The organism is Pseudomonas sp. TH41 (assembly GCF_016650695.1).
Lineage (GTDB): Bacteria > Pseudomonadota > Gammaproteobacteria > Pseudomonadales > Pseudomonadaceae > Aquipseudomonas.
This window is the reverse complement of record NZ_JAEKFH010000007.1, coordinates 15,977-35,566: the sequence shown is the minus strand read 5'-3', so window position 1 is coordinate 35,566 and position 19,590 is coordinate 15,977. Positions and strand designations below refer to the sequence as shown.

The following is a 19,590-nucleotide window of genomic DNA, read 5'->3' as shown; positions in this document are numbered from 1 at the left end:
TTCCGTGCCTCATTAGTCCCTCTAAAAAATAAGACACTACGCTGCGCTTGCCGGATTAGAAGGCTTTGCCAATAATAGGCCCGCAATTTGCAATAGATATCGGTTCACTGTCTTTTGCTCCTGCATGAATTTGCAGGGCTGTCAACGCGCCCAAGCGGCTTTCTCGGTGCTTCTGTAATTAGTTGTCGCATTGAAGAAATATCGGCTTCGGGCCTGTCGTTAGAATGCCGATCACTCGCTCGTTGTTGCTCGCGTTGAAAAAAGCGCGCGATTCCTACGACGCAGCAACCGCTTTTCGGTTCCACTCATTCGCATATTGGGCTGTCGCTCACTCTGCCGTTTTAGCCCTTTACCGATGGAGTCCCAACATGAAGAAACTCGTGCTGCTCGGCGCCCTGGCACTGTCCGTGCTGTCCCTGCCAACGTTCGCCGATGAAAAGCCTCTGAAAATCGGTATCGAAGCGGCTTACCCTCCGTTTGCTTCCAAAGCACCGGACGGCAGCATTGTTGGTTTCGACTACGACATCGGCAACGCCCTGTGCGAGCAGATGAAGGTCAAGTGCGTGTGGGTCGAGCAAGAGTTCGACGGTCTGATCCCGGCACTTAAAGTGCGCAAGATCGACGCGATCCTGTCGTCGATGTCGATCACTGAAGACCGCAAGAAGTCCGTGGACTTCACCAACAAGTACTACAACACCCCGGCCCGCCTGGTCATGAAGGCTGGCACTCCCGTCAGCGACAGCCTGGCTGAACTGAAGGGCAAGAACATCGGCGTGCAACGTGGTTCGATCCACGAGCGTTTCGCCCGCGAAGTCCTGGCCCCACTGGGTGCCGAGATCAAGCCTTACGGTTCGCAGAACGAAATCTACCTTGATGTGGCGGCGGGTCGCCTCGACGGCACCGTGGCAGACGCTACGCTGCTGGATGACGGTTTCCTGAAAACCGACGCTGGCAAAGGTTTCGCCTTCGTCGGCCCGGCCTTCACCGACGTCAAATACTTCGGCGACGGCGTAGGCATCGCGGTTCGCAAGGGTGACGCGCTGAAAGACCAGATCAACACCGCGATCGCTGCCATTCGCGAGAACGGCAAATACAAGCAAATCCAGGACAAGTACTTCGCCTTCGATATCTACGGCAAGTAATCGCCCCGGCGACAAGTCCGAAATGGCGCAAGCAACAGGATCTCTGAGGTTTGCGCCATTTTTTCATCCCAACTTTCGAGGACCTGAATCATGTTGAAAGGCTACGGGGCTGTCATCCTCGATGGCGCATGGCTGACGCTCCAGCTCGCCTTGTCGTCCATGGCCTTGGCCATCGTTCTGGGGCTGATCGGCGTTGCGTTGCGTCTGTCGCCAGTCCGTTGGCTGGCCTGGCTGGGCGATCTGTATTCCACGGTCATCCGCGGGATTCCCGATCTGGTGCTGATCCTACTGATTTTCTACGGCGGTCAGGACTTGCTCAACCGCGTCGCACCGATGCTCGGCTTTAACGACTACATCGACCTGAACCCGTTGGCTGCCGGTATCGGCACCCTGGGCTTCATCTTCGGTGCGTACCTGTCGGAAACCTTCCGTGGTGCGTTCATGGCGATCCCCAAAGGTCAGGCCGAAGCCGGCATGGCGTACGGCATGAGCAGTTTTCAGGTGTTCTTCCGGGTGTTGGTGCCTCAGATGATTCGCCTGGCGATTCCGGGCTTCACCAACAATTGGCTGGTACTGACCAAGGCCACCGCGCTGATTTCGGTGGTGGGTCTGCAAGATATGATGTTCAAGGCCAAGCAGGCGGCAGATGCCACCCGCGAGCCTTTCACCTTCTTCCTCGCAGTGGCGGCGATGTACCTGGTGATCACCAGTGTCTCGTTGCTGGCATTGCGTCACCTTGAGAAGCGCTACTCGGTAGGCGTAAGGGCGGCTGATCTATGATCTTCGACTACAACGTCATTTGGGAGGCCTTGCCGCTGTACTTCGGCGGCCTGGTGACCACCCTGAAATTGCTCGCGCTGTCGCTGTTTTTCGGCCTGCTGTGTGCGTTGCCGCTAGGTCTGATGCGCGTGTCGAAAAACGCTGCCGTCAACATGACGGCCTGGCTGTACACCTACGTGATCCGCGGCACGCCGATGCTGGTGCAGCTGTTTTTGATCTACTACGGTCTGGCGCAGTTCGAAGCCGTACGTGAGAGCTTCTTGTGGCCATGGCTGTCCAGCGCCACGTTCTGTGCGTGCCTGGCCTTTGCGATCAACACCAGCGCCTACACCGCCGAAATCATCGCCGGCAGCCTGCGTGCCACGCCGAACGGCGAGATCGAAGCCGCCAAGGCGATGGGCATGTCGCGCTACAAATTGTACAAGCGCATCCTGTTGCCATCGGCCCTGCGCCGGGCGCTGCCGCAGTACAGCAACGAAGTGATCATGATGCTGCAGACCACCAGTCTGGCGTCCATCGTGACCCTGATCGACATCACCGGTGCCGCGCGCACGGTCAATGCTCAGTTCTACTTGCCGTTCGAAGCCTACATCACCGCCGGCGTGTTCTACCTCTGCATGACCTTCATTCTGGTGAAACTGTTCAAACTGGCCGAGCGCCGCTGGCTGGGCTATCTGGCCCCGCGGAAGCACTGATATGGAACGCATCGATCATTCATTGCCATGGAACCACCTGGGCAGCGAACGCCAGATTTCGGTGTTCTGTTTCGGCAATAGGGAGCGCAGTGGCGGGCGCAAGGCCTACATCCAGGCCAGTCTGCACGCCGATGAATTGCCGGGGATGCGCACGGCCTGGGAGCTGAAAAAGCGCCTGACCGAACTCGAAACCCAAGGCTTGCTCAATGGTGTGATCGAACTGGTGCCAGTGGCTAATCCACTGGGCCTCGGTCAATTGCTGCAAGGTAATCATCAAGGGCGATTCGAGGCGGGCAGCGGCAAGAACTTCAACCGGGATTTCGTCGAGTTGAGCGCGCCAGTGGCCGCTGAGCTGGAAGGGCACCTGGGTGATGATCCGCATGCCAATATCCGTTTGATTCGTCAGGCCATGAGTGATGCGCTTGCCGCATTGCCACCGGCCGCGAGTCAGTTGCAAGGCATGCAGCGCATCTTGCTCAGCCATGCCTGCACCGCCGATGTTGTCCTGGATTTGCATTGCGACGCCGAAGCGGCGCTGCACATGTACGCCTTGCCGCAGCACTGGCCGCAATGGCGTTCGCTCGCCGCGCACCTGAATGTAAAAGTGGGGTTGCTGGCGGAAGACTCGGGCGGCAGCTCCTTCGACGAAGCCTGTTCGCTACCGTGGCTGCGTCTGTCGCGTCAGTTCCCGCAGGCGCAGATTCCACTGGCCTGCCTGGCGACTACTATTGAATTAGGGGGGCAGGCCGATACCGGCCGCGCCGAAGCCTGCGCTTACGCTGAAGGCATTCTGGCGTTCCTCGCCGAGCAAGGTTTGATCGGCGGCGAATGGCCGAAACCTGCGCAAGACCCCTGCGAAGGATTGCCGTTCGAAGGTACCGAGTTGCTGTTCGCGCCGCACCCTGGTGTGATCAGTTTCTTGCGTAAACCCGGTGAATGGATCGAAGCCGGCGATGAGATTTTTGAAGTGATCGATCCGTTATCGGATCGGGTCAGCACGGTGTGTGCTGGTACGTCCGGGGTGCTGTTTGCCATTGAACGGCTGCGTTATGCCCAACCCGGTTTCTGGCTGGCCAAGGTGGCGGGGCGCGAAGCGCTGCGTCACGGGCGCTTGCTCAACGACTGACTGACTGTTTTTGTGAGAACCGACCGCATGTACAAACTTGAAGTCCAAGACCTGCATAAACGCTATGGCAGTCACGAAGTGCTCAAGGGCGTGTCCCTGAAAGCGGCGGCTGGCGATGTGATCAGCATCATCGGCTCCAGTGGCTCCGGCAAAAGTACTTTCCTGCGCTGCATCAACCTGCTGGAGCAGCCGCACGCGGGCAGGATTCTGCTCAACAACGAAGAGCTGAAACTGGTGGCGAACAAGGAAGGCGCGATGAAAGCGGCCGACCCGAAACAGCTGCAACGCATGCGTTCGCGCCTGTCGATGGTGTTCCAGCATTTCAATCTGTGGTCGCACATGACCGCGCTGGAAAACATCATGGAAGCGCCGGTCCACGTGCTCGGCATGTCCAAGGCCGAAGCCCGCGAGAAGGCCGAGCACTACCTGAACAAGGTCGGCGTGGCGCATCGCAAAGATGCTTACCCTGGCCACATGTCCGGCGGCGAGCAACAGCGCGTAGCGATTGCCCGTGCATTGGCCATGGAACCTGAGGTCATGCTGTTCGACGAACCGACCTCCGCGCTCGACCCGGAACTGGTGGGCGATGTGCTGAAAGTCATGCAGGCGCTGGCACTGGAAGGCCGGACCATGGTGGTGGTCACGCACGAAATGGGCTTTGCCCGTGAAGTGTCCAACCAGCTGGTGTTCCTGCACAAAGGTGTTGTCGAAGAATGTGGCAATCCGCGTGAGGTGCTGGTCAATCCACAGTCCGAACGCCTGCAACAATTCCTCTCGGGCAGCCTGAAGTAATCAGGACTGCCGTTGTGCACCGGGATAGTGCATGCTTCGCAATTTAGAAGCTGGCCTCGATCCTCTGTAGGAGCTGCCGAAGGCTGCGATCTTTTGATCTTGATTTTTCAATTCAAAAGATCGCAGCCTCGTTTCACTCGACATCTCCTACAGGGGGTCGGCAAGCCAGCTCCCACATTTGATCTCTGTTGGTTTTGAGATTTGCGTTCATTTACGGGCTAGCATTGGTCCGTGCCTTCATCACTGTTTTCGTTTCGGATTGCCCGCCATGACTGCCCATCGAATTGGTTTCCTGATTTGGCCCAGCACTAAAGCACTGACGCTTGCGCTGGCTGAGGAGGCCTTGCGTGTTGCCCAGCGTGTGCACCCGGACGTTGTCTACGAATTGTCGTTTTTGCAGGCCGAACCGCCGGTCGAAGGCGCCTGGCAATTGCCGGGTGAGCCGTGGGCCGGCAAGCTCGAAAACTTTCAAAAGCTGTTTCTGCTCGCCGATGAGCCGCCGACCGCACTCGCGCCGGCGCTCAGCAGTACGCTGAAACAACTGGTGCGAGCCGGTTGTGTGATTGGTGGTTTGTCGGCCGGTGTTTACCCGTTGGCTCAGCTCGGTTTGCTCGATGGATATCGTGCTGCCGTGCATTGGCGCTGGCAGGACGATTTCGCCGAACGTTTCCCGAAAGTCATCGCCACCAGTCATTTGTTTGACTGGGATCGCGATCGCCTGACGGCATGTGGCGGCCTGTCGGTACTCGACTTGTTATTGGCGGTGTTGGCCCGCGACCACGGTGCCGAACTGGCTGGCGCAGTGTCGGAAGAACTGGTGGTCGAACGCATCCGTGAAGGCGGCGAACGCCAACGTATTCCGTTGCAAAACCGCCTGGGTTCCAGCCATCCGAAGCTCACCCAGGCCGTGTTGCTGATGGAAGCCAACATCGAAGAGCCGCTGACCACCGACGAGATCGCCCAGCATGTGTGCGTGTCCCGTCGGCAACTGGAGCGGATCTTCAAGCAATACCTCAACCGCGTGCCGAGCCAGTACTACCTGGAACTGCGCCTGAACAAGGCCCGGCAGATGTTGATGCAAACCAGCAAGTCGATCATCCAGATTGGCTTGTCGTGCGGTTTCTCCTCGGGGCCGCATTTCTCCAGCGCCTACCGCAATTTCTTCGGCGCCACGCCGCGGGAAGATCGCAACCAGCGGCGCAGCAGCAGCCCGTTTGAGTTGTCGTCGGTGCCGTCAGAACGCGGCTGAGGGCGGCTTTATTCGTCGATTTCGGAACCCTCCGTGGAAGACACTTCCATCTCACCTCGGTTGATCACCTCTTCCACACCGAAATCTACACTCGTGCGTTCGAAGTAGCTGATCAGCCGTAGCAGGCTTTCCTCGGAAAACGGGTTGCCTCTGAAGCTGATGTTCTCTGCGGTCTCGGTGGGTGCTTCCAATACCTCACGGGGCATTTCAGTGATCGCGTTTGTGCTCAGGTCGGCCCAATCCAGTTCCTCCAGCTGGAACAGTCCTTGCGGTATTTCGGTGATGCCGGTGTCATGGAGCAGGACGGTAGCGAGTCCCTTCATTTGGCTTAGATCGGGCGTTTTGCCCAGCGGGTTGCGGCCCAGGTCCAGGTAATCGAGCTGTTCCATCGCGGTGAGTGCAGTGACCGACTCCGCGGTCAACGTGATCCGGCAGTTGGGCAGGGACAGTGACCTCAATCGGCCCATCTTGAATACCGCATCGGGAATGTCGCCCAGATTGCAGCCGCGCAGCCTCAAACTTTTGAGATTGGGAAAGCCGTCCAGAAAACGCCCAATGCGGGTCACGCCATTGGCACTTTGCAGCTCTAGTGCCGACACATGGCTGAAGTCGGCGCTCAGGGTCGGCAACTCGCCATTTATCACGGAGCGAATCACGAGTTCATGGGTGGGCTCAAGCGCGTCATTGAAATCGTCCAGCTCGCTTTCATGCCGCCAGCATTGCTCGACCGCCTGTTTGAATTCATCGCGGTTTGCATGTTCGAGGAGCTGTTGTTGCGCATCGAAGGGTTCGCCCGTCAGCGGGTGTTGGGGCGGCAGATCGGCTGTCCAGGCAGCCAGATCGTTGCCGAGCCGGGTCAACTCCGCTTCCAGGCGCGCCAACTCGATGCGACCGTCGTCCAGGGTGCCGGGCAGCTCATAGACGAAGTCGCTGACCTGCTCGAGCTCCATGTTCGGGTACAGCGCCCTGACTCGATCAGTGTCCACCTTGGGGGCGAAGACACCCAGATCATATGAGTTGTCAAAGTAGTGATGCTTGATAATTTGCCGTGCCGTGTCGATGAGCGGGTTGTGCGAAAGGTGTATTCCGCGTTTTTCGTAGACATGGCTGTCGAACAACCCGGCAGGCAATTCGGTGATCTTGTTGTTCATCAGCATGAGAGTGTCGAGCGAGGAGTGCTTCAAGGCGCTGCCGGGGAATGCAGTCAGGCCCGTGTCACTCAGGTCCAGATGCACGAGTTCGGGAAAAGATTCGATGCCGGGTACCAAGTCAAAGGGATTCTTGTACAGGTCCAGCATCACCATTTTTTTCAAAGACGACAGTTTTGACCATGCGTCAGCGTCAAACCTGATTGCGCAATCGCTGAGTATCAGGGCGTCGAGATTGGCCATCTGGGGGATGGCGTCGGGCAGGGTGGTCAGGGCGAAGCGGCGTAAATCGAGGCGGCGAAGGTCATTGAAGCGTTGCAGAAATGCGTGAATGCCTTGCTCCGCATGGCTGCCTTCAAGGGCAAGCAGTGACACGTGACTGAAGTCGGCGGTCAACACTGGCAGATCGCCCAGGATCGGCTCCTCGAATCGCAGTACATATCGGTCGCTGTCGCCAGGAGCGTCCATGTCTCGGGCCGATTGCCGGCGCCAGCTATTCTGGATTTCCTGGGCCAGCAACCGGCGATTGTTTTTCTGGCCCTGTTGTTCCAGATCACTCAGTGGGAGCCCGGTTTCGGGATGAACGGTGGGCGTGTCGTTTCTCCAGGTATCCAGGTCTCGATGCAGTTCTTCAAGTTCGCGAGCCAGGCGAGAAAGCTCAACGCGAGCGCCATCGGGGTGCTGCTGTAAACGGGCGACGACGGATTGCAGCTCCTCCTGGGTAAGGCTGGGGTAAACCTCGCGAACCCGATCGTTGAGGGTGGGCGACGTGGGGTGACTGCGGCCGTAACCCTCGGTGCCCCCAGGCAAACGCATGGTGGTCGGGTCATAGAAAGGTTTTCGATGGGGATTTTTTGCAAACAGTTTGCGCAATGCCGGTTGTTCCAGCGCCTGCTTCGAGATGCGTTGTCGGAGTGTCGGGCCGTCTTCCACGGAGAGGCCCAGCGCATTGCGATCCGTTTCCGGCAGCGCTTGCAGTAGGGCGGTGTAAAAATCACCGGGCGGTTGACTGCTCTCGTTAACCTGGTACATGCCGTCTTCGGTGCGCACCAGTGTTTTAAGGGTTGGTGCATCGGCCGGGCCAATGCTGTCGCTCAGCGCGCCCTCCCAGGAGTAGTCCCTCACCTCGATGCGCAGGGTATCGGGCCAGCCGGGCAGCGAGTCCAGGCTGTGCAAGGCCAGTCGATGGGTATCCACGGTTTCCAGCGCATCGGAATAAAGCCCCTCGTAGGCGCGACTCGCCCGAACAGCCTCCATGGCTTTCTGCGCTGCATCCTTGAGGCGCCGGGGGACACGTCCGTTGCGCAGTTGCAGCAGTTCGGTGCCTGTTGCGTTGCGCACCAGTTCTTGTGCGACATCGGTCGGCAATCCGGATACCTCACCGAGCAGTAGCTGGGTTTGCCGGTCATTGGTTCTTTCGAGTTCCCGATAGCGGGATTCGAACAGAGATTTGCGGTTGGTCAGGGCCTGATAGTGCTCGGGGTCTGCGCTGCCGATCTGTTCGCTGAGTGTCTGGATGTCCCGATCGATTTTGAAGCGCTTGATAGTGTCGGTCAGCAGTGAAGGTGGTGGCAGGCTGTCGACATGCATCTCGCGCAACACGTTGTCGTGATAGCCGCTGATGCGCAGGATTTGCTCGCGCTCGACAGCATTGAACGACTCGACGCTATGGCCGATTCGACGCATGACGGTATCCCGATCCCAGCTCAGCGGTTGCTCCAGCACGGTCTGCCAGGCGCCGTGGCTGTTATGTCGCAGGGGCGGCTGGTAAGCGTCGGTGCGGTTCGGGTGCTGGATTTGAAATTGACCGGTCTCGCCGTTCCTTGTTACCGCATAGAGCTTGTCGTCGATGGGCAGCAGGGTTTTTCCCTCATGCCGGTACAGGCCGAGTCGGTCGGGTTTGGCCGTTGTCGGCAGGGGCACTGACTGCTCGTAGGGTGAAAGGTCCGGCTTCCAGTAGCGGGATTTTCCACGGGACGCTTTGACCGGGGTGAATTTGTCGAAAAACGCCAGGGTGTCGCGAGACAGCAGAGGTCTTATCTCGCCGACGACGATGGCGCCACCGATGGCGAATGTCCCCAGCTGAACGACCGATTCGATGACGCCCATCAGGTGCCCGAACGCTTCCGTTTTCAATCCTTCGGCCCAATCCAGAATGCTTTCGAAAGTTTCGTCGAGTACTTGATAAGCCATGTAAGCCAGCATCAACTCCCCCAGGAACGGAACAAATGGCAGGGCCACGAACGTCGCCACTTCAAGAATCGTGGACGCGATTTTGCTGAAGGCGTCCCACAACGCCCATCGAGCGGTTCGGTCGGCACTGGCTGTGGAAACGGCGATGGTGCGCGCGTCATTAAGGATCTTGTTGAGTTGCTGTTGATAGAGGTGGGGCCACAGCGCTGTTTTGAAGGGGGTCACTGAAAACTGCAGGTTGGGTTTTTCGATGGGGGTTTCTTGCCAGCTCGGCAACGGGTCGCCGTGCTCGCGTTGATGCCAGGTAACGGCGCTGAGACGACGATTGAGGTCGGCGAAAAAGTATCCCCGTTGCTGATGATCGATGAACCGGCTAAAAAAAGTCTGATAAGCGGGCGAACGCAGTTTGCGGGTCAGCTCCGACATGAATGCCAGAGTGTCCGGGTACTGTTTGAGCGGATGTTCCGGATCATCCGGAATGTAGACAATGATCCGCGTGGCCTGCCGGGCACGCTCAAGCCTGGGTGTAAAAATGACGATGCCGGTCAGCAATGAAGACATCATTGTCAGGTCGTGGCAGTGCAGCAGTTGGCCGTCCAGTCGCACGCCTGCGCGGCCCTCCAGCATGCCGAGAATCGAAAGACAGGCATCGTCCGGCAAATCTTCTCGGACGTAAGCCATTTGCAGCGCGGATCGGAGTGCGGCCTTGTGTGTGGTGATGACGTTTGACTTCAAAACCGCTCCGGCCACCGGATTGGTCAAGCCCAGATTGTCTTTGAGGTAAGCCTCGTACTGGGCGCCAATGTCCAGCTCCCGGCACAAACGCGTAAAGTCCTGGACAGAGAGTTGGCGCTTGATCGCGGGCAGCGTATCGAACTGCCCGGTGGGCGAAGGTTCGGTGATAAACGTCGACGCGGACTCATAGGCGTCAGGCTCCGTCTCCGAGGCCTGAAAGTTATGCAGCGCCGCATCGAGCAATGACACCGTCCACGTGCGAGCCGCCCCGGATTTGATCGCAAACCAGGGAATGGTCTGCGGGATGTACAGGCGCAAGAAGGTCGTTTTGACATCCAGGTCCAGGCCAAACCGTTTTTTTAGCGCAGTGCTCAATAGCGGCGCGGCAAAATCCCGAGCATTTTGCAGATTCGCCAGCATCGCGCCCAGACGATTGCGCTGGTTCCAATGTTCCTGGCTGACGGTTTTCAATGTCTGCTGTTGCTGACGAGTAGCGGTGCCATGCCAGTGAGGTGCTTCAAGGCTGACGTTCTTTAGTGCGCGATGGGTGTCGGCCGAAGCCTCTAATACCCACGTCGGCAAATTCCGGTAAACGTGATGAAAGTGAGTGTCCGGATGAGCGGCGAGCTCAGGTTCGTGTTGATTCATGCGCTAATCCCTTAGCGGGTGGATAAGACGCAAGCAAAACAGACGATGAAGTGTTCCGTGCGGTACATATTTACCGCACCGCTCGACGACGCTGCCTATAACCTGTGCCGGCGGTTTAAACTGCGCCTTTGCGACGCTATATGTCGCATTGCCGTAAACCCGGCTGAAACCGGGGTTTGCGCTATAAGAAGTTGTCGCTTGGCGGCAAGGCCGAGCTGAAAACTGTCCTTACAATCCTCACCAAGCTCGCCAGTTTCAGGCGAGTGTTCCTCTTCAGGAGACTCCGATGTCCGTTGAGCACGCTGCGGTACAACGCGCCGATTTCGACCAGGTAATGGTTCCCAACTACGCGCCTGCCGCTTTCATCCCTGTGCGTGGCGCCGGTTCCCGCGTTTGGGACCAGTCTGGCCGCGAGCTGATCGACTTCGCCGGCGGGATTGCCGTTAACGTATTGGGCCATGCGCATCCGGCGCTGGTCGGTGCTTTGACCGAGCAAGCCAACAAGCTGTGGCACGTGTCCAACGTGTTCACCAATGAGCCGGCCCTGCGCCTGGCGCATAAGCTGATCGACGCTACCTTTGCCGAACGCGTGTTCTTCTGCAATTCCGGCGCCGAAGCCAACGAGGCCGCTTTCAAGCTGGCCCGTCGCGTCGCCTTCGATCGTTTCGGCAGCGAGAAGTACGAAATCATCGCGGCACTGAACAGCTTCCACGGTCGCACCCTGTTCACCGTTAACGTGGGTGGCCAGTCGAAGTACTCCGACGGTTTCGGTCCAAAAATCACCGGCATCACCCATGTGCCTTACAACGACCTGGCAGCTTTGAAAGCCGCCATTTCGGACAAGACCTGCGCGGTCGTTCTGGAGCCGATCCAGGGCGAGGGTGGCGTATTGCCGGCTGAACTGGCTTACCTGCAAGGCGCCCGTGAACTGTGCACCGAGCACAATGCACTGCTGGTGTTCGACGAAGTGCAAACCGGCATGGGCCGCAGCGGCAAGCTGTTCGCCTATCAGCATTACGGCGTCACGCCGGACATCCTGACCAGCGCCAAGAGCCTGGGCGGTGGTTTCCCGATCGCAGCGATGCTGACCACCGAAGACCTGGCGAAGCACTTGGTTGTCGGTACTCACGGCACCACGTACGGCGGCAACCCGCTGGCATGTGCTGTTGCGGAAGCCGTGATCGACGTGATCAACACCCCTGAAGTGCTGGCCGGCGTCAACGCCAAGCACGACAAGTTCAAGGCTCGCCTGGAACAGATCGGCGAGAAGTACGGCCTCTTCACTCAGGTTCGTGGCCTGGGTCTGCTGCTCGGTTGCGTGCTGAGCGATGCCTGGAAAGGCAAAGCCAAAGACATCTTCAACGCCGCCGAGCGTGAAGGCCTGATGATTCTGCAGGCGGGCCCGGATGTGGTGCGTTTTGCGCCGAGCCTGGTGGTTGAAGACGCCGATATCGATGCAGGTCTGGACCGCTTCGAACGCGCCGTGGCGAAATTGACGCAAGCCTGATAGGCCCTTCGACGCCTGATATTTCGGGCGTCGAACCCAAATTTTTATGCCGGGCCCGCTTTTCTGTAGGAGCGAGCTTGCTCGCGATGGTGCGTCAGTCGACATCAATGTTGCTGATCCACCATCGCGAGCAAGCTCGCTCCTGCAAAAGGCCCGGCTTATTTCCCTCAAAGAATTTTTCGAGAAAGGAGTGACACCATGCTGGTGATGCGCCCCGCGCAAATGGCTGATCTGGGCGAGGTACAGCGTCTGGCTGCGGACAGCCCGATTGGTGTCACTTCCTTGCCGGATGACGTTGAACGCCTGAGCGACAAGATCGCGGCAAGCGAAGCTTCATTCGCCGCTGAAGTCAGCTTCAATGGTGAAGAGAGCTATTTCTTCGTCCTCGAAGACACCGCTACCGGAAAACTGGCTGGATGCTCGGCCATCGTTGCGTCGGCGGGTTATTCGGAACCGTTCTACAGTTTCCGCAATGAAACCTTCGTACACGCCTCCCGCGAGCTGAAGATTCACAACAAGATCCACGTGCTCTCCCAGTGCCACGACCTGACCGGCAACAGCTTGCTGACCAGTTTCTACGTGCTGCCAGAGTTGGTGGGGTCGGCCTGGTCGGAGCTCAACTCCCGTGGTCGACTGTTGTTTGTTGCCAGCCATCCCGAGCGCTTTGCCGATTCCGTCGTGACCGAGATCGTCGGTTACAGCGATGAAAATGGCGACTCGCCGTTCTGGGACGCCATCGGTCGCAACTTCTTCGACCTCAACTACGCCGAAGCCGAGCGCCTGTGTGGCCTGAAAAGCCGGACGTTCCTGGCCGAGCTGATGCCGCATTACCCGATCTACGTGCCGCTGCTGCCGGACTCCGCTCAAGAAGCGATGGGCCAGGTGCACCCTCGGGCGCAGATCACCTTTGACATCCTGATGCGCGAAGGCTTCGAGACCGATCATTACATCGATATTTTCGACGGTGGCCCGACCTTGCACGCCCGCGTCTCGGGGATCCGTTCGATCGCCCAGAGCCGTGTGGTCCCGGTAAAAATTGGCGAGCCGGTCAAAGGCGTCGGTCGTCAGTATCTGGTGGCCAACGCCCAGTTGCAGGATTACCGCGCCGTGTTGCTCGAGCTTGATTACGCGCCGGGCAAACCCGTGACCCTGGATCTGGAAGCGGCCGAAGCCTTGGGCGTCGGTGAAGGTGCCAGCGTGCGCCTGGTGGCGGTTTAACGCCTTACAGAAGTGTTTCGCGGGTGGCGCAAGCGGCCCGTTTGAGGAGATAGCATGATCGTTCGTCCCGTACGCAGCAGCGATTTACCCGCTCTGATCGACCTGGCCCGCAGCACTGGCACCGGCCTGACCACCTTGCCGGCCAACGAAGAACGTCTGGCCCATCGGGTCGGCTGGGCCGAGAGGACTTTTCGCGGCGAAGCCGGGCGGGGCGATGCGGACTACCTGTTCGTGCTCGAAGACGACGATGGTCGCGTGGTGGGCATTTCCGCCATCGCTGGCGCCGTCGGCCTGCGCGAGCCTTGGTACAACTTCCGGGTTGGCCTGACCGTCAGCGCCTCGCAAGAGCTGAACATCTACCGCGAAATTCCGACGCTGTTCCTGGCCAACGACCTGACCGGTAACTCTGAGCTGTGCTCGCTGTTCCTGCACGCTGATTACCGCACAGGCCTCAACGGCCGCATGCTGGCCAAGGCGCGGATGCTGTTCATCGCCGAGTTCCCGCAGCTGTTTGGCAACAAGATCATCGCTGAGATGCGCGGCGTGTCCGACGAAGCCGGGCGTTCGCCGTTCTGGGAAAGCCTCGGTCGTCACTTCTTCAAGATGGAATTCAGTCAGGCCGATTACCTGACGGGTGTCGGCAACAAGGCGTTCATCGCGGAACTGATGCCGAAATTCCCGCTGTACACCTGCTTCCTGTCGCCAGACGCGCGCAACGTCATCGGCCAGGTGCACCCGGACACCGAGCCGGCGCTGGCCATGCTCAAAAGCGAAGGTTTCAGCTATCAGGGCTACGTCGATATCTTCGACGCCGGCCCAGCGGTCGAGTGCGAAACCAGCAAGATCCGCGCGGTGCGTGACAGTCAGGCATTGGTGCTGGCTATCGGCACGCCGGGTGACGACGCCACACCTTTCCTGATTCACAACCGCAAGCGCGAAGACTGCCGGATGACTGCCGCTCCCGCACGCTTCGCCGCCGGTACGTTGGTGGTCGATCCACTGACCGCCAAACGTCTTCAACTCAACGCTGGCGATCAAGTGCGCGCCGTTCCGTTGTCCGCTGCTCGGGAGTCGAAATAATGAATTCGTTATACATCGCAGGTGAATGGCTGGCCGGACAGGGAGAAGCTTTCCAATCGCTGAACCCGGTCACGCAACAAGTGCTGTGGACTGGCGAGGGTGCCACCACCGCTCAAGTTGAGTCGGCCGTGCAAGCCGCGCGTCAGGCATTTCCAGGCTGGGCTCGCCGCACGCTGGAAGAGCGCATCACCGTGCTGGAAGCGTTTGCCGCTGCGCTGAAAAATCACGCTGACGAACTGGCTCGCTGCATCGGTGAAGAAACCGGTAAACCGTTGTGGGAATCGGCGACTGAAGTCACCAGCATGGTCAACAAGATTGCGATCTCGGTGCAAAGCTACCGCGAACGTACGGGTGAGAAGAGCGGCCCACTGGGCGACGCCACTGCCGTGTTGCGTCACAAACCACACGGCGTGGTGGCGGTGTTCGGGCCTTACAACTTCCCTGGCCATTTGCCGAACGGCCACATCGTGCCCGCGCTGCTGGCGGGTAACAGCGTGCTGTTCAAACCAAGCGAGCTGACGCCGAAAGTCGCCGAGCTAACGGTCAAGTGCTGGATCGAAGCAGGCCTGCCCGCCGGCGTATTGAACCTGCTGCAAGGCGCTCGTGAGACCGGTATCGCCCTGGCGGCGAACCCTGGCATCGACGGCTTGTTCTTCACTGGGTCGAGCCGCACTGGCAATCACTTGCACCAGCAGTTTGCCGGTCGTCCGGACAAGATCCTCGCGTTGGAAATGGGCGGCAACAACCCGCTGGTCGTCGATCAGGTGGCTGATCTCGATGCCGCGGTTTACACCATTATCCAGTCGGCGTTCATCTCTGCCGGTCAGCGCTGCACGTGTGCACGCCGCTTGCTGGTGCCGCAAGGCGCCTGGGGCGACACGCTGCTGGCGCGTCTGGTGGCGGTCAGTTCGACAATCGAAGTGGGTGCGTTTGATCAACAGCCAGCACCGTTCATGGGCTCGGTGATTTCACTCGGCGCTGCGAAAGCGCTGATGGATGCGCAAGAACATCTGCTGGCCAACGGTGCAGTGGCGCTGCTGGAAATGACTCAGCCTCAGGCTCAGGCGGCCTTGTTGACACCCGGTATTCTGGACGTCACCGCCGTGGCGGATCGCCCGGACGAGGAGCTGTTCGGCCCGCTGCTGCAGGTGATCCGCTACGCTGACTTTGAAGCGGCGATCGCTGAAGCCAACGATACCGACTATGGCCTGGCGGCCGGTTTGCTGTCGGATTCCGAAGCGCGCTATCAGCAGTTCTGGCTGGAAAGCCGTGCCGGTATCGTTAACTGGAACAAGCAGCTGACCGGTGCGGCGAGCAGCGCGCCATTCGGCGGTGTCGGCGCCTCGGGCAACCATCGCGCCAGCGCTTACTACGCCGCAGATTACTGCGCATACCCGGTGGCCTCGCTGGAAACCCCGAGCCTGACCTTGCCGACCGCGCTGACCCCTGGCGTGCGTATGAGCTGAGACCGCATCGCGAGCAAGCTCGCTCCTACAGGGGATTGTGTGAAACCTGTGGGAGCGAGCTTGCTCGCGAAGGCCGCGCCTCGGTCTGAAAGAACAGTTACCAGAAGCCTATAACAACAGATTCTCGTGGAGCCTCGCTGATGAAATCCTATGAAGTCAATTTTGACGGTCTAGTGGGGCCGACCCATAACTACGGCGGCCTTTCCTACGGCAACGTCGCGTCCCAGAGCAATAGCCAGCAATCTTCGAACCCGAAGGAAGCCGCGCTGCAAGGCCTGGCGAAAATGAAAGCACTGATGGAAATGGGCTTTCAGCAGGGCGTTCTTGCGCCTCAGGAACGTCCGGACGTGGCTGCATTGCGTCGCCTGGGTTTCAGCGGCACTGACGCCGAAGTGATCGAGCAAGCGGCCAAAGACGCGATGCCGTTGCTGGTGGCCAGTTGCTCGGCATCGAGCATGTGGGTAGCCAACGCCGCCACGGTCAGCCCGAGTGCCGACACTGCCGACGGCCGTGTGCATTTCACCGCTGCCAACCTGAACTGCAAATACCATCGCAGCATTGAACACCCGACTACCAGTCGCGTACTGGGTGCAATGTTTGCGGATCAGAAACACTTCGCTCACCACGCCGCATTGCCGGCCGTGGCTCAATTCGGTGACGAAGGCGCGGCTAACCACACCCGTTTCTGCCGTGAATACGGTAAAGCCGGCGTCGAGTTCTTCGTGTTCGGTCGCAGCGCATTCGACACCCGTTACCCGGCACCGCAGAAATACCCGGCGCGCCAGACGCTTGAAGCATCCCAAGCCGTTGCCCGCTTGCACGGCTTGAGCGAGGACGGCGTGGTGTATGCCCAGCAGAACCCTTCGGTGATCGATCAGGGCGTGTTCCACAACGACGTGATCGCCGTCGGTAACGGTGAGGTGTTGTTCTATCACGAGGATGCGTTCCTCGACACCGAGCAGATGCTTGCCGAACTTTCAGGAAAGCTCGCAAAAGTCGGTGGGAAATTTCAGTCGATCTGTGTACCGCGTTCCGCCGTAACCGTGGAAGACGCCGTTCGTTCCTACCTGTTCAATAGCCAACTGCTGTCCCGTCCTGATGGCTCCATGCTGTTGATCGTGCCGGAAGAGTGCCGAGGCAACGAGCGTGTCTGGCAGTACCTGCAAGGTTTGACCAGCTCTGGCGGGCTTATCCGCGAAGTGAAAGTCTTCGATCTCAAGCAGAGCATGCAGAACGGCGGTGGCCCGGCTTGCCTGCGGTTGCGCGTCGCACTGAATGAAACCGAACTGGCGGCCGTCAACCCAGGGGTTATCATGACAGCACCGTTGTACGGCACGCTGACCGAATGGGTCGACAAGCACTACCGCGACCGCATGACCGAAAACGATCTCGCGGACCCGCAATTACTGCTTGAGTGCCGGACGGCACTGGATGAACTGACGCAAATCCTTAAACTGGGCGCGGTTTATCCATTCCAGATCAATTGAAAGTCGGCGCACTCTTGAAATGAGTGCGCCGCGCTATCTCCAAATGAGAGCGTAAAACATGAGCGATACCCTGCAGCTGATCCTTGAAGACACCGACGGCACGCAACTGGAAACTTCCTGCACCCGCGTCGCGGTCATGTGGCAAGGCAAAGAGCTGTGGATCCAGCAGGATGGCCGTGGCCAACTGCTGATCGGCGTGGACGTCGAAGAAGGTGACGCTGAATACGCTAACCTGCTGCTGCGCCCATTGGCGACTAATCTGGTAAGTCTGCAACTGGAAATGGAACCGGCTGAAGTCGGTGACGAAGACCACGTGCACGGCCCGGATTGCGCACACGACCACTAAGGAAACCGCTCTATGCTCGCCCTCGGCAAACTGCTTGAACTGACCCTCGCCGGCCGCGAACCGGCGGAGAAGACTCAACTGACTGTCGAAGGCGTGCGGATGCGCTGGTTGAGCGAAGGTGCGCTGGAAGTCCGGCCACCTGAAGCGCGCGACAATGGCCTGGACCTGCTGCTTTCGGCGGGTATCCATGGCAACGAAACAGCACCGATCGAGCTGCTCGATCGCCTGTTGCATGGCATCGCTCGCGGCGACCTGAAGCCGCGCGCACGTATTCTTTTCCTGTTCGGCAACCCCGATGCGATCCGTCGCGGTGAGCGATTCATCGAGCAGGACGTCAATCGGCTGTTCAATGGCCGTCACGAACAAAGCAGCGGTTCCGAAGCCTTGCGCGCTTGTGAGCTGGAGCGGCTAGCGGCGAGTTTCTTCAGCCTGCCGGACCGCAATCGTCTGCACTACGATCTGCATACCGCGATTCGTGGCTCGAAAATCGAGCAGTTCGCGCTGTATCCCTGGAAAGAAGGCCGCCAGCATTCTCGTCTGGAACTGGCTCGCCTGCGCGCTGCTGGCATGGAAGCGGTGCTGTTGCAGAACAAACCGTCCATCGTTTTCAGCTCTTACACCTATGACAAGCTCGGTGCCGAGTCTTTCACGTTGGAGTTGGGTAAGGCGCGGCCGTTTGGGCAGAACGAAGGGGTGAATGTCTCGCGGCTCGAAACCCGCCTGCAGCAGATCATCGAGGGTAACGAGCCACCTCTGGCCGAGGAGGCGCTGGATGGCTTGCAGCTGTTTAGCGTGGCGCGGGAAATCATCAAGCACAGCGATAGCTTCCGCCTGAACCTGCCGGCGGACATCGAGAATTTTTCGGAATTGGAAGTGGGTTATCTGCTGGCCGAAGACATCGCCCAGACCCGCTGGATCATCGAGGAAGAGGGCGCCCGGATCATCTTCCCGAACCCCAAGGTGAAAAATGGCCTGCGCGCCGGCATCCTGATCGTGCCGACCACTGACGAAAACCTGGCCTGAGGCTCACCATATAACCCACTGTAGGAGCGAGCTTGCTCGCGATAAACTTGAGAGCGCCGCGGGGTATCAGGCTCGCAGCGTTATCTTGACGACCATCGCGAGTAAGCTCGCTCCTACAGGGATCCAGTGTTTAGACGGCTACCGCGCGTGGCTCACTACGACGCAGCGCACGCATCTTGTGCAGCGTATCCGCGCAGGTCTTCGCCGCTTCCTGACCCTTGTGCACGAAATGCTCGAAGAAAAACTTTTGATGTTCTTCGCCAGCGTGGAAGTGGTGCGGGGTCAAAACCACCGAGAACACCGGCACTTCGGTTTCCAATTGAACCTGCATCAGGCCGCTGATCACCGATTGGGCAACGAATTCGTGGCGATAGATGCCGCCGTCGACGACCAGACCGGCGGCGACAATGCCGGCATATCGACCGGACTTGGCCAGCAGCTTGGCGTGCAGCGGGATTTCAAAGGCTCCGCCGACTTCGAAGAAATCGATCTCTGATTCCTGATAACCCTGGGCGATCATTTCGGCGACGAAGCCCTTACGGCTCTGGTCGACGATTTCCTTGTGCCAGCAGGCCTGGATGAACGCAACGCGCTCGCCCTGATGGTTTTTGCTTTTGCTATCGATTGCGGTGGGTTGCATGTTCTGATTCCTGTTTGTGTAAAAAACAGGGCTTATGAATCGAATGGGATTTAAGGGTACGCTCGCTCGCATGAATGCCCGCGGACGGCCCTTTGGCGCCAATCCCGTTCTCTCTTCATCCGGACTATGACCGTCGGCCCCGGAATCACACCGGGTCTGCTGACCTTGCCGTCATCCACAGCCATTGCCGTGTCTGTCGCCAAGCGCTCGCGGGCTATGCGCGTTGCGCGCAATTACCGCCGGTGGGGAGTTGCACCCCGCCCTGAGAACGTTTTGCCGCCAGATTGTTTGGCGGCGCAGCGTTTTTAACACATA

15 protein-coding genes and 1 riboswitch are annotated in these 19,590 nt (G+C 59.1%); of the genes, 13 read left to right on the top strand and 2 right to left on the bottom strand.

The features are described 5' to 3' along the window. Nucleotides 1-368: 368 nt before the first annotated feature. The 6 genes from JFU37_RS27160 (at nucleotide 369) to argR (ending at nucleotide 5,784) form a co-directional block, all read left to right on the top strand. Nucleotides 369-1,142 carry an ABC transporter substrate-binding protein gene (locus JFU37_RS27160; protein ID WP_201120109.1) on the top strand — a complete coding sequence of 258 codons (774 nt, stop codon included), beginning with the start codon at nucleotides 369-371 and terminating at the stop codon, nucleotides 1,140-1,142. 90 nt (nucleotides 1,143-1,232) lie between these two features. Next, entirely contained in the window at nucleotides 1,233-1,922 is a 690-nt protein-coding gene (locus tag JFU37_RS27155) for an ABC transporter permease (RefSeq protein ID WP_090187128.1), read from the top strand. Then, nucleotides 1,919-2,617, top strand: a complete 699-nt coding sequence (locus JFU37_RS27150; RefSeq protein ID WP_201120108.1) for an ABC transporter permease — start codon at nucleotides 1,919-1,921, stop codon at nucleotides 2,615-2,617. Before JFU37_RS27155 ends, JFU37_RS27150 begins: the two co-directional genes overlap by 4 nt. 1 nt (nucleotide 2,618) lies before the next feature. Next, nucleotides 2,619-3,743 (top strand): M14 family metallopeptidase, encoded by a 1,125-nt coding sequence (locus JFU37_RS27145; RefSeq protein WP_201120107.1) that lies wholly within the window; start codon nucleotides 2,619-2,621, stop codon nucleotides 3,741-3,743. Nucleotides 3,744-3,770: 27 nt separating this feature from the next. After that, nucleotides 3,771-4,535 carry an ABC transporter ATP-binding protein gene (locus tag JFU37_RS27140; RefSeq protein WP_201120106.1) on the top strand — a complete coding sequence of 255 codons (765 nt, stop codon included), beginning with the start codon at nucleotides 3,771-3,773 and terminating at the stop codon, nucleotides 4,533-4,535. 268 nt (nucleotides 4,536-4,803) lie between these two features. After that, nucleotides 4,804-5,784, top strand: a complete 981-nt coding sequence (gene argR / locus JFU37_RS27135) for a transcriptional regulator ArgR (protein WP_201120105.1) — start codon at nucleotides 4,804-4,806, stop codon at nucleotides 5,782-5,784. 8 nt (nucleotides 5,785-5,792) lie between these two features. On the opposite strand, the gene JFU37_RS27130 is transcribed toward argR, so the two are convergent. Then, a complete protein-coding gene (locus JFU37_RS27130; RefSeq protein WP_201120104.1) occupies nucleotides 5,793-10,508 on the bottom strand; it encodes a leucine-rich repeat domain-containing protein in 4,716 nt (1,571 codons plus the stop codon). Between the two features lie 286 nt (nucleotides 10,509-10,794). Between JFU37_RS27130 and JFU37_RS27125 the strand changes: the two genes are divergently transcribed. From JFU37_RS27125 to astE, 7 genes are all read left to right on the top strand, one after another. Then, the gene (locus tag JFU37_RS27125) at nucleotides 10,795-12,015 is read left to right on the top strand and encodes an aspartate aminotransferase family protein (protein WP_201120103.1); all 1,221 of its coding nucleotides are present in this window, start codon (nucleotides 10,795-10,797) and stop codon (nucleotides 12,013-12,015) included. Nucleotides 12,016-12,213: 198 nt separating this feature from the next. Beyond that, on the top strand, nucleotides 12,214-13,233 hold the full coding sequence (gene aruF, locus JFU37_RS27120; protein ID WP_201120102.1) for an arginine/ornithine succinyltransferase subunit alpha: 1,020 nt from the start codon (nucleotides 12,214-12,216) through the stop codon (nucleotides 13,231-13,233). A gap of 54 nt (nucleotides 13,234-13,287) precedes the next feature. Next, nucleotides 13,288-14,313 carry an arginine N-succinyltransferase gene (astA, locus tag JFU37_RS27115; RefSeq protein WP_201120101.1) on the top strand — a complete coding sequence of 342 codons (1,026 nt, stop codon included), beginning with the start codon at nucleotides 13,288-13,290 and terminating at the stop codon, nucleotides 14,311-14,313. Further along, nucleotides 14,310-15,779 carry a succinylglutamate-semialdehyde dehydrogenase gene (gene astD, locus JFU37_RS27110; protein ID WP_201120492.1) on the top strand — a complete coding sequence of 490 codons (1,470 nt, stop codon included), beginning with the start codon at nucleotides 14,310-14,312 and terminating at the stop codon, nucleotides 15,777-15,779. The genes astA and astD overlap by 4 nt, the downstream gene beginning before the upstream one ends. A gap of 140 nt (nucleotides 15,780-15,919) precedes the next feature. Then, on the top strand, nucleotides 15,920-17,266 hold the full coding sequence (gene astB, locus JFU37_RS27105; RefSeq protein ID WP_201120100.1) for an N-succinylarginine dihydrolase: 1,347 nt from the start codon (nucleotides 15,920-15,922) through the stop codon (nucleotides 17,264-17,266). Nucleotides 17,267-17,324: 58 nt separating this feature from the next. Beyond that, nucleotides 17,325-17,612: a hypothetical protein gene (locus tag JFU37_RS27100; RefSeq protein ID WP_033056735.1), complete on the top strand. Its 288-nt coding sequence runs from the start codon at nucleotides 17,325-17,327 to the stop codon at nucleotides 17,610-17,612. Nucleotides 17,613-17,624: 12 nt separating this feature from the next. Then, the gene (gene astE / locus JFU37_RS27095) at nucleotides 17,625-18,635 is read left to right on the top strand and encodes a succinylglutamate desuccinylase (protein ID WP_201120099.1); all 1,011 of its coding nucleotides are present in this window, start codon (nucleotides 17,625-17,627) and stop codon (nucleotides 18,633-18,635) included. 130 nt (nucleotides 18,636-18,765) lie between these two features. Here the strand turns inward: astE and JFU37_RS27090 are convergent, their stop codons facing one another. Continuing rightward, nucleotides 18,766-19,275, bottom strand: coding sequence for a 6,7-dimethyl-8-ribityllumazine synthase (locus JFU37_RS27090; protein ID WP_007943897.1), 510 nt, complete (start codon nucleotides 19,273-19,275; stop codon nucleotides 18,766-18,768). Between the two features lie 102 nt (nucleotides 19,276-19,377). Then, nucleotides 19,378-19,549: riboswitch (FMN riboswitch) on the bottom strand. Between the last annotated feature and the right edge of the window lie 41 nt (nucleotides 19,550-19,590).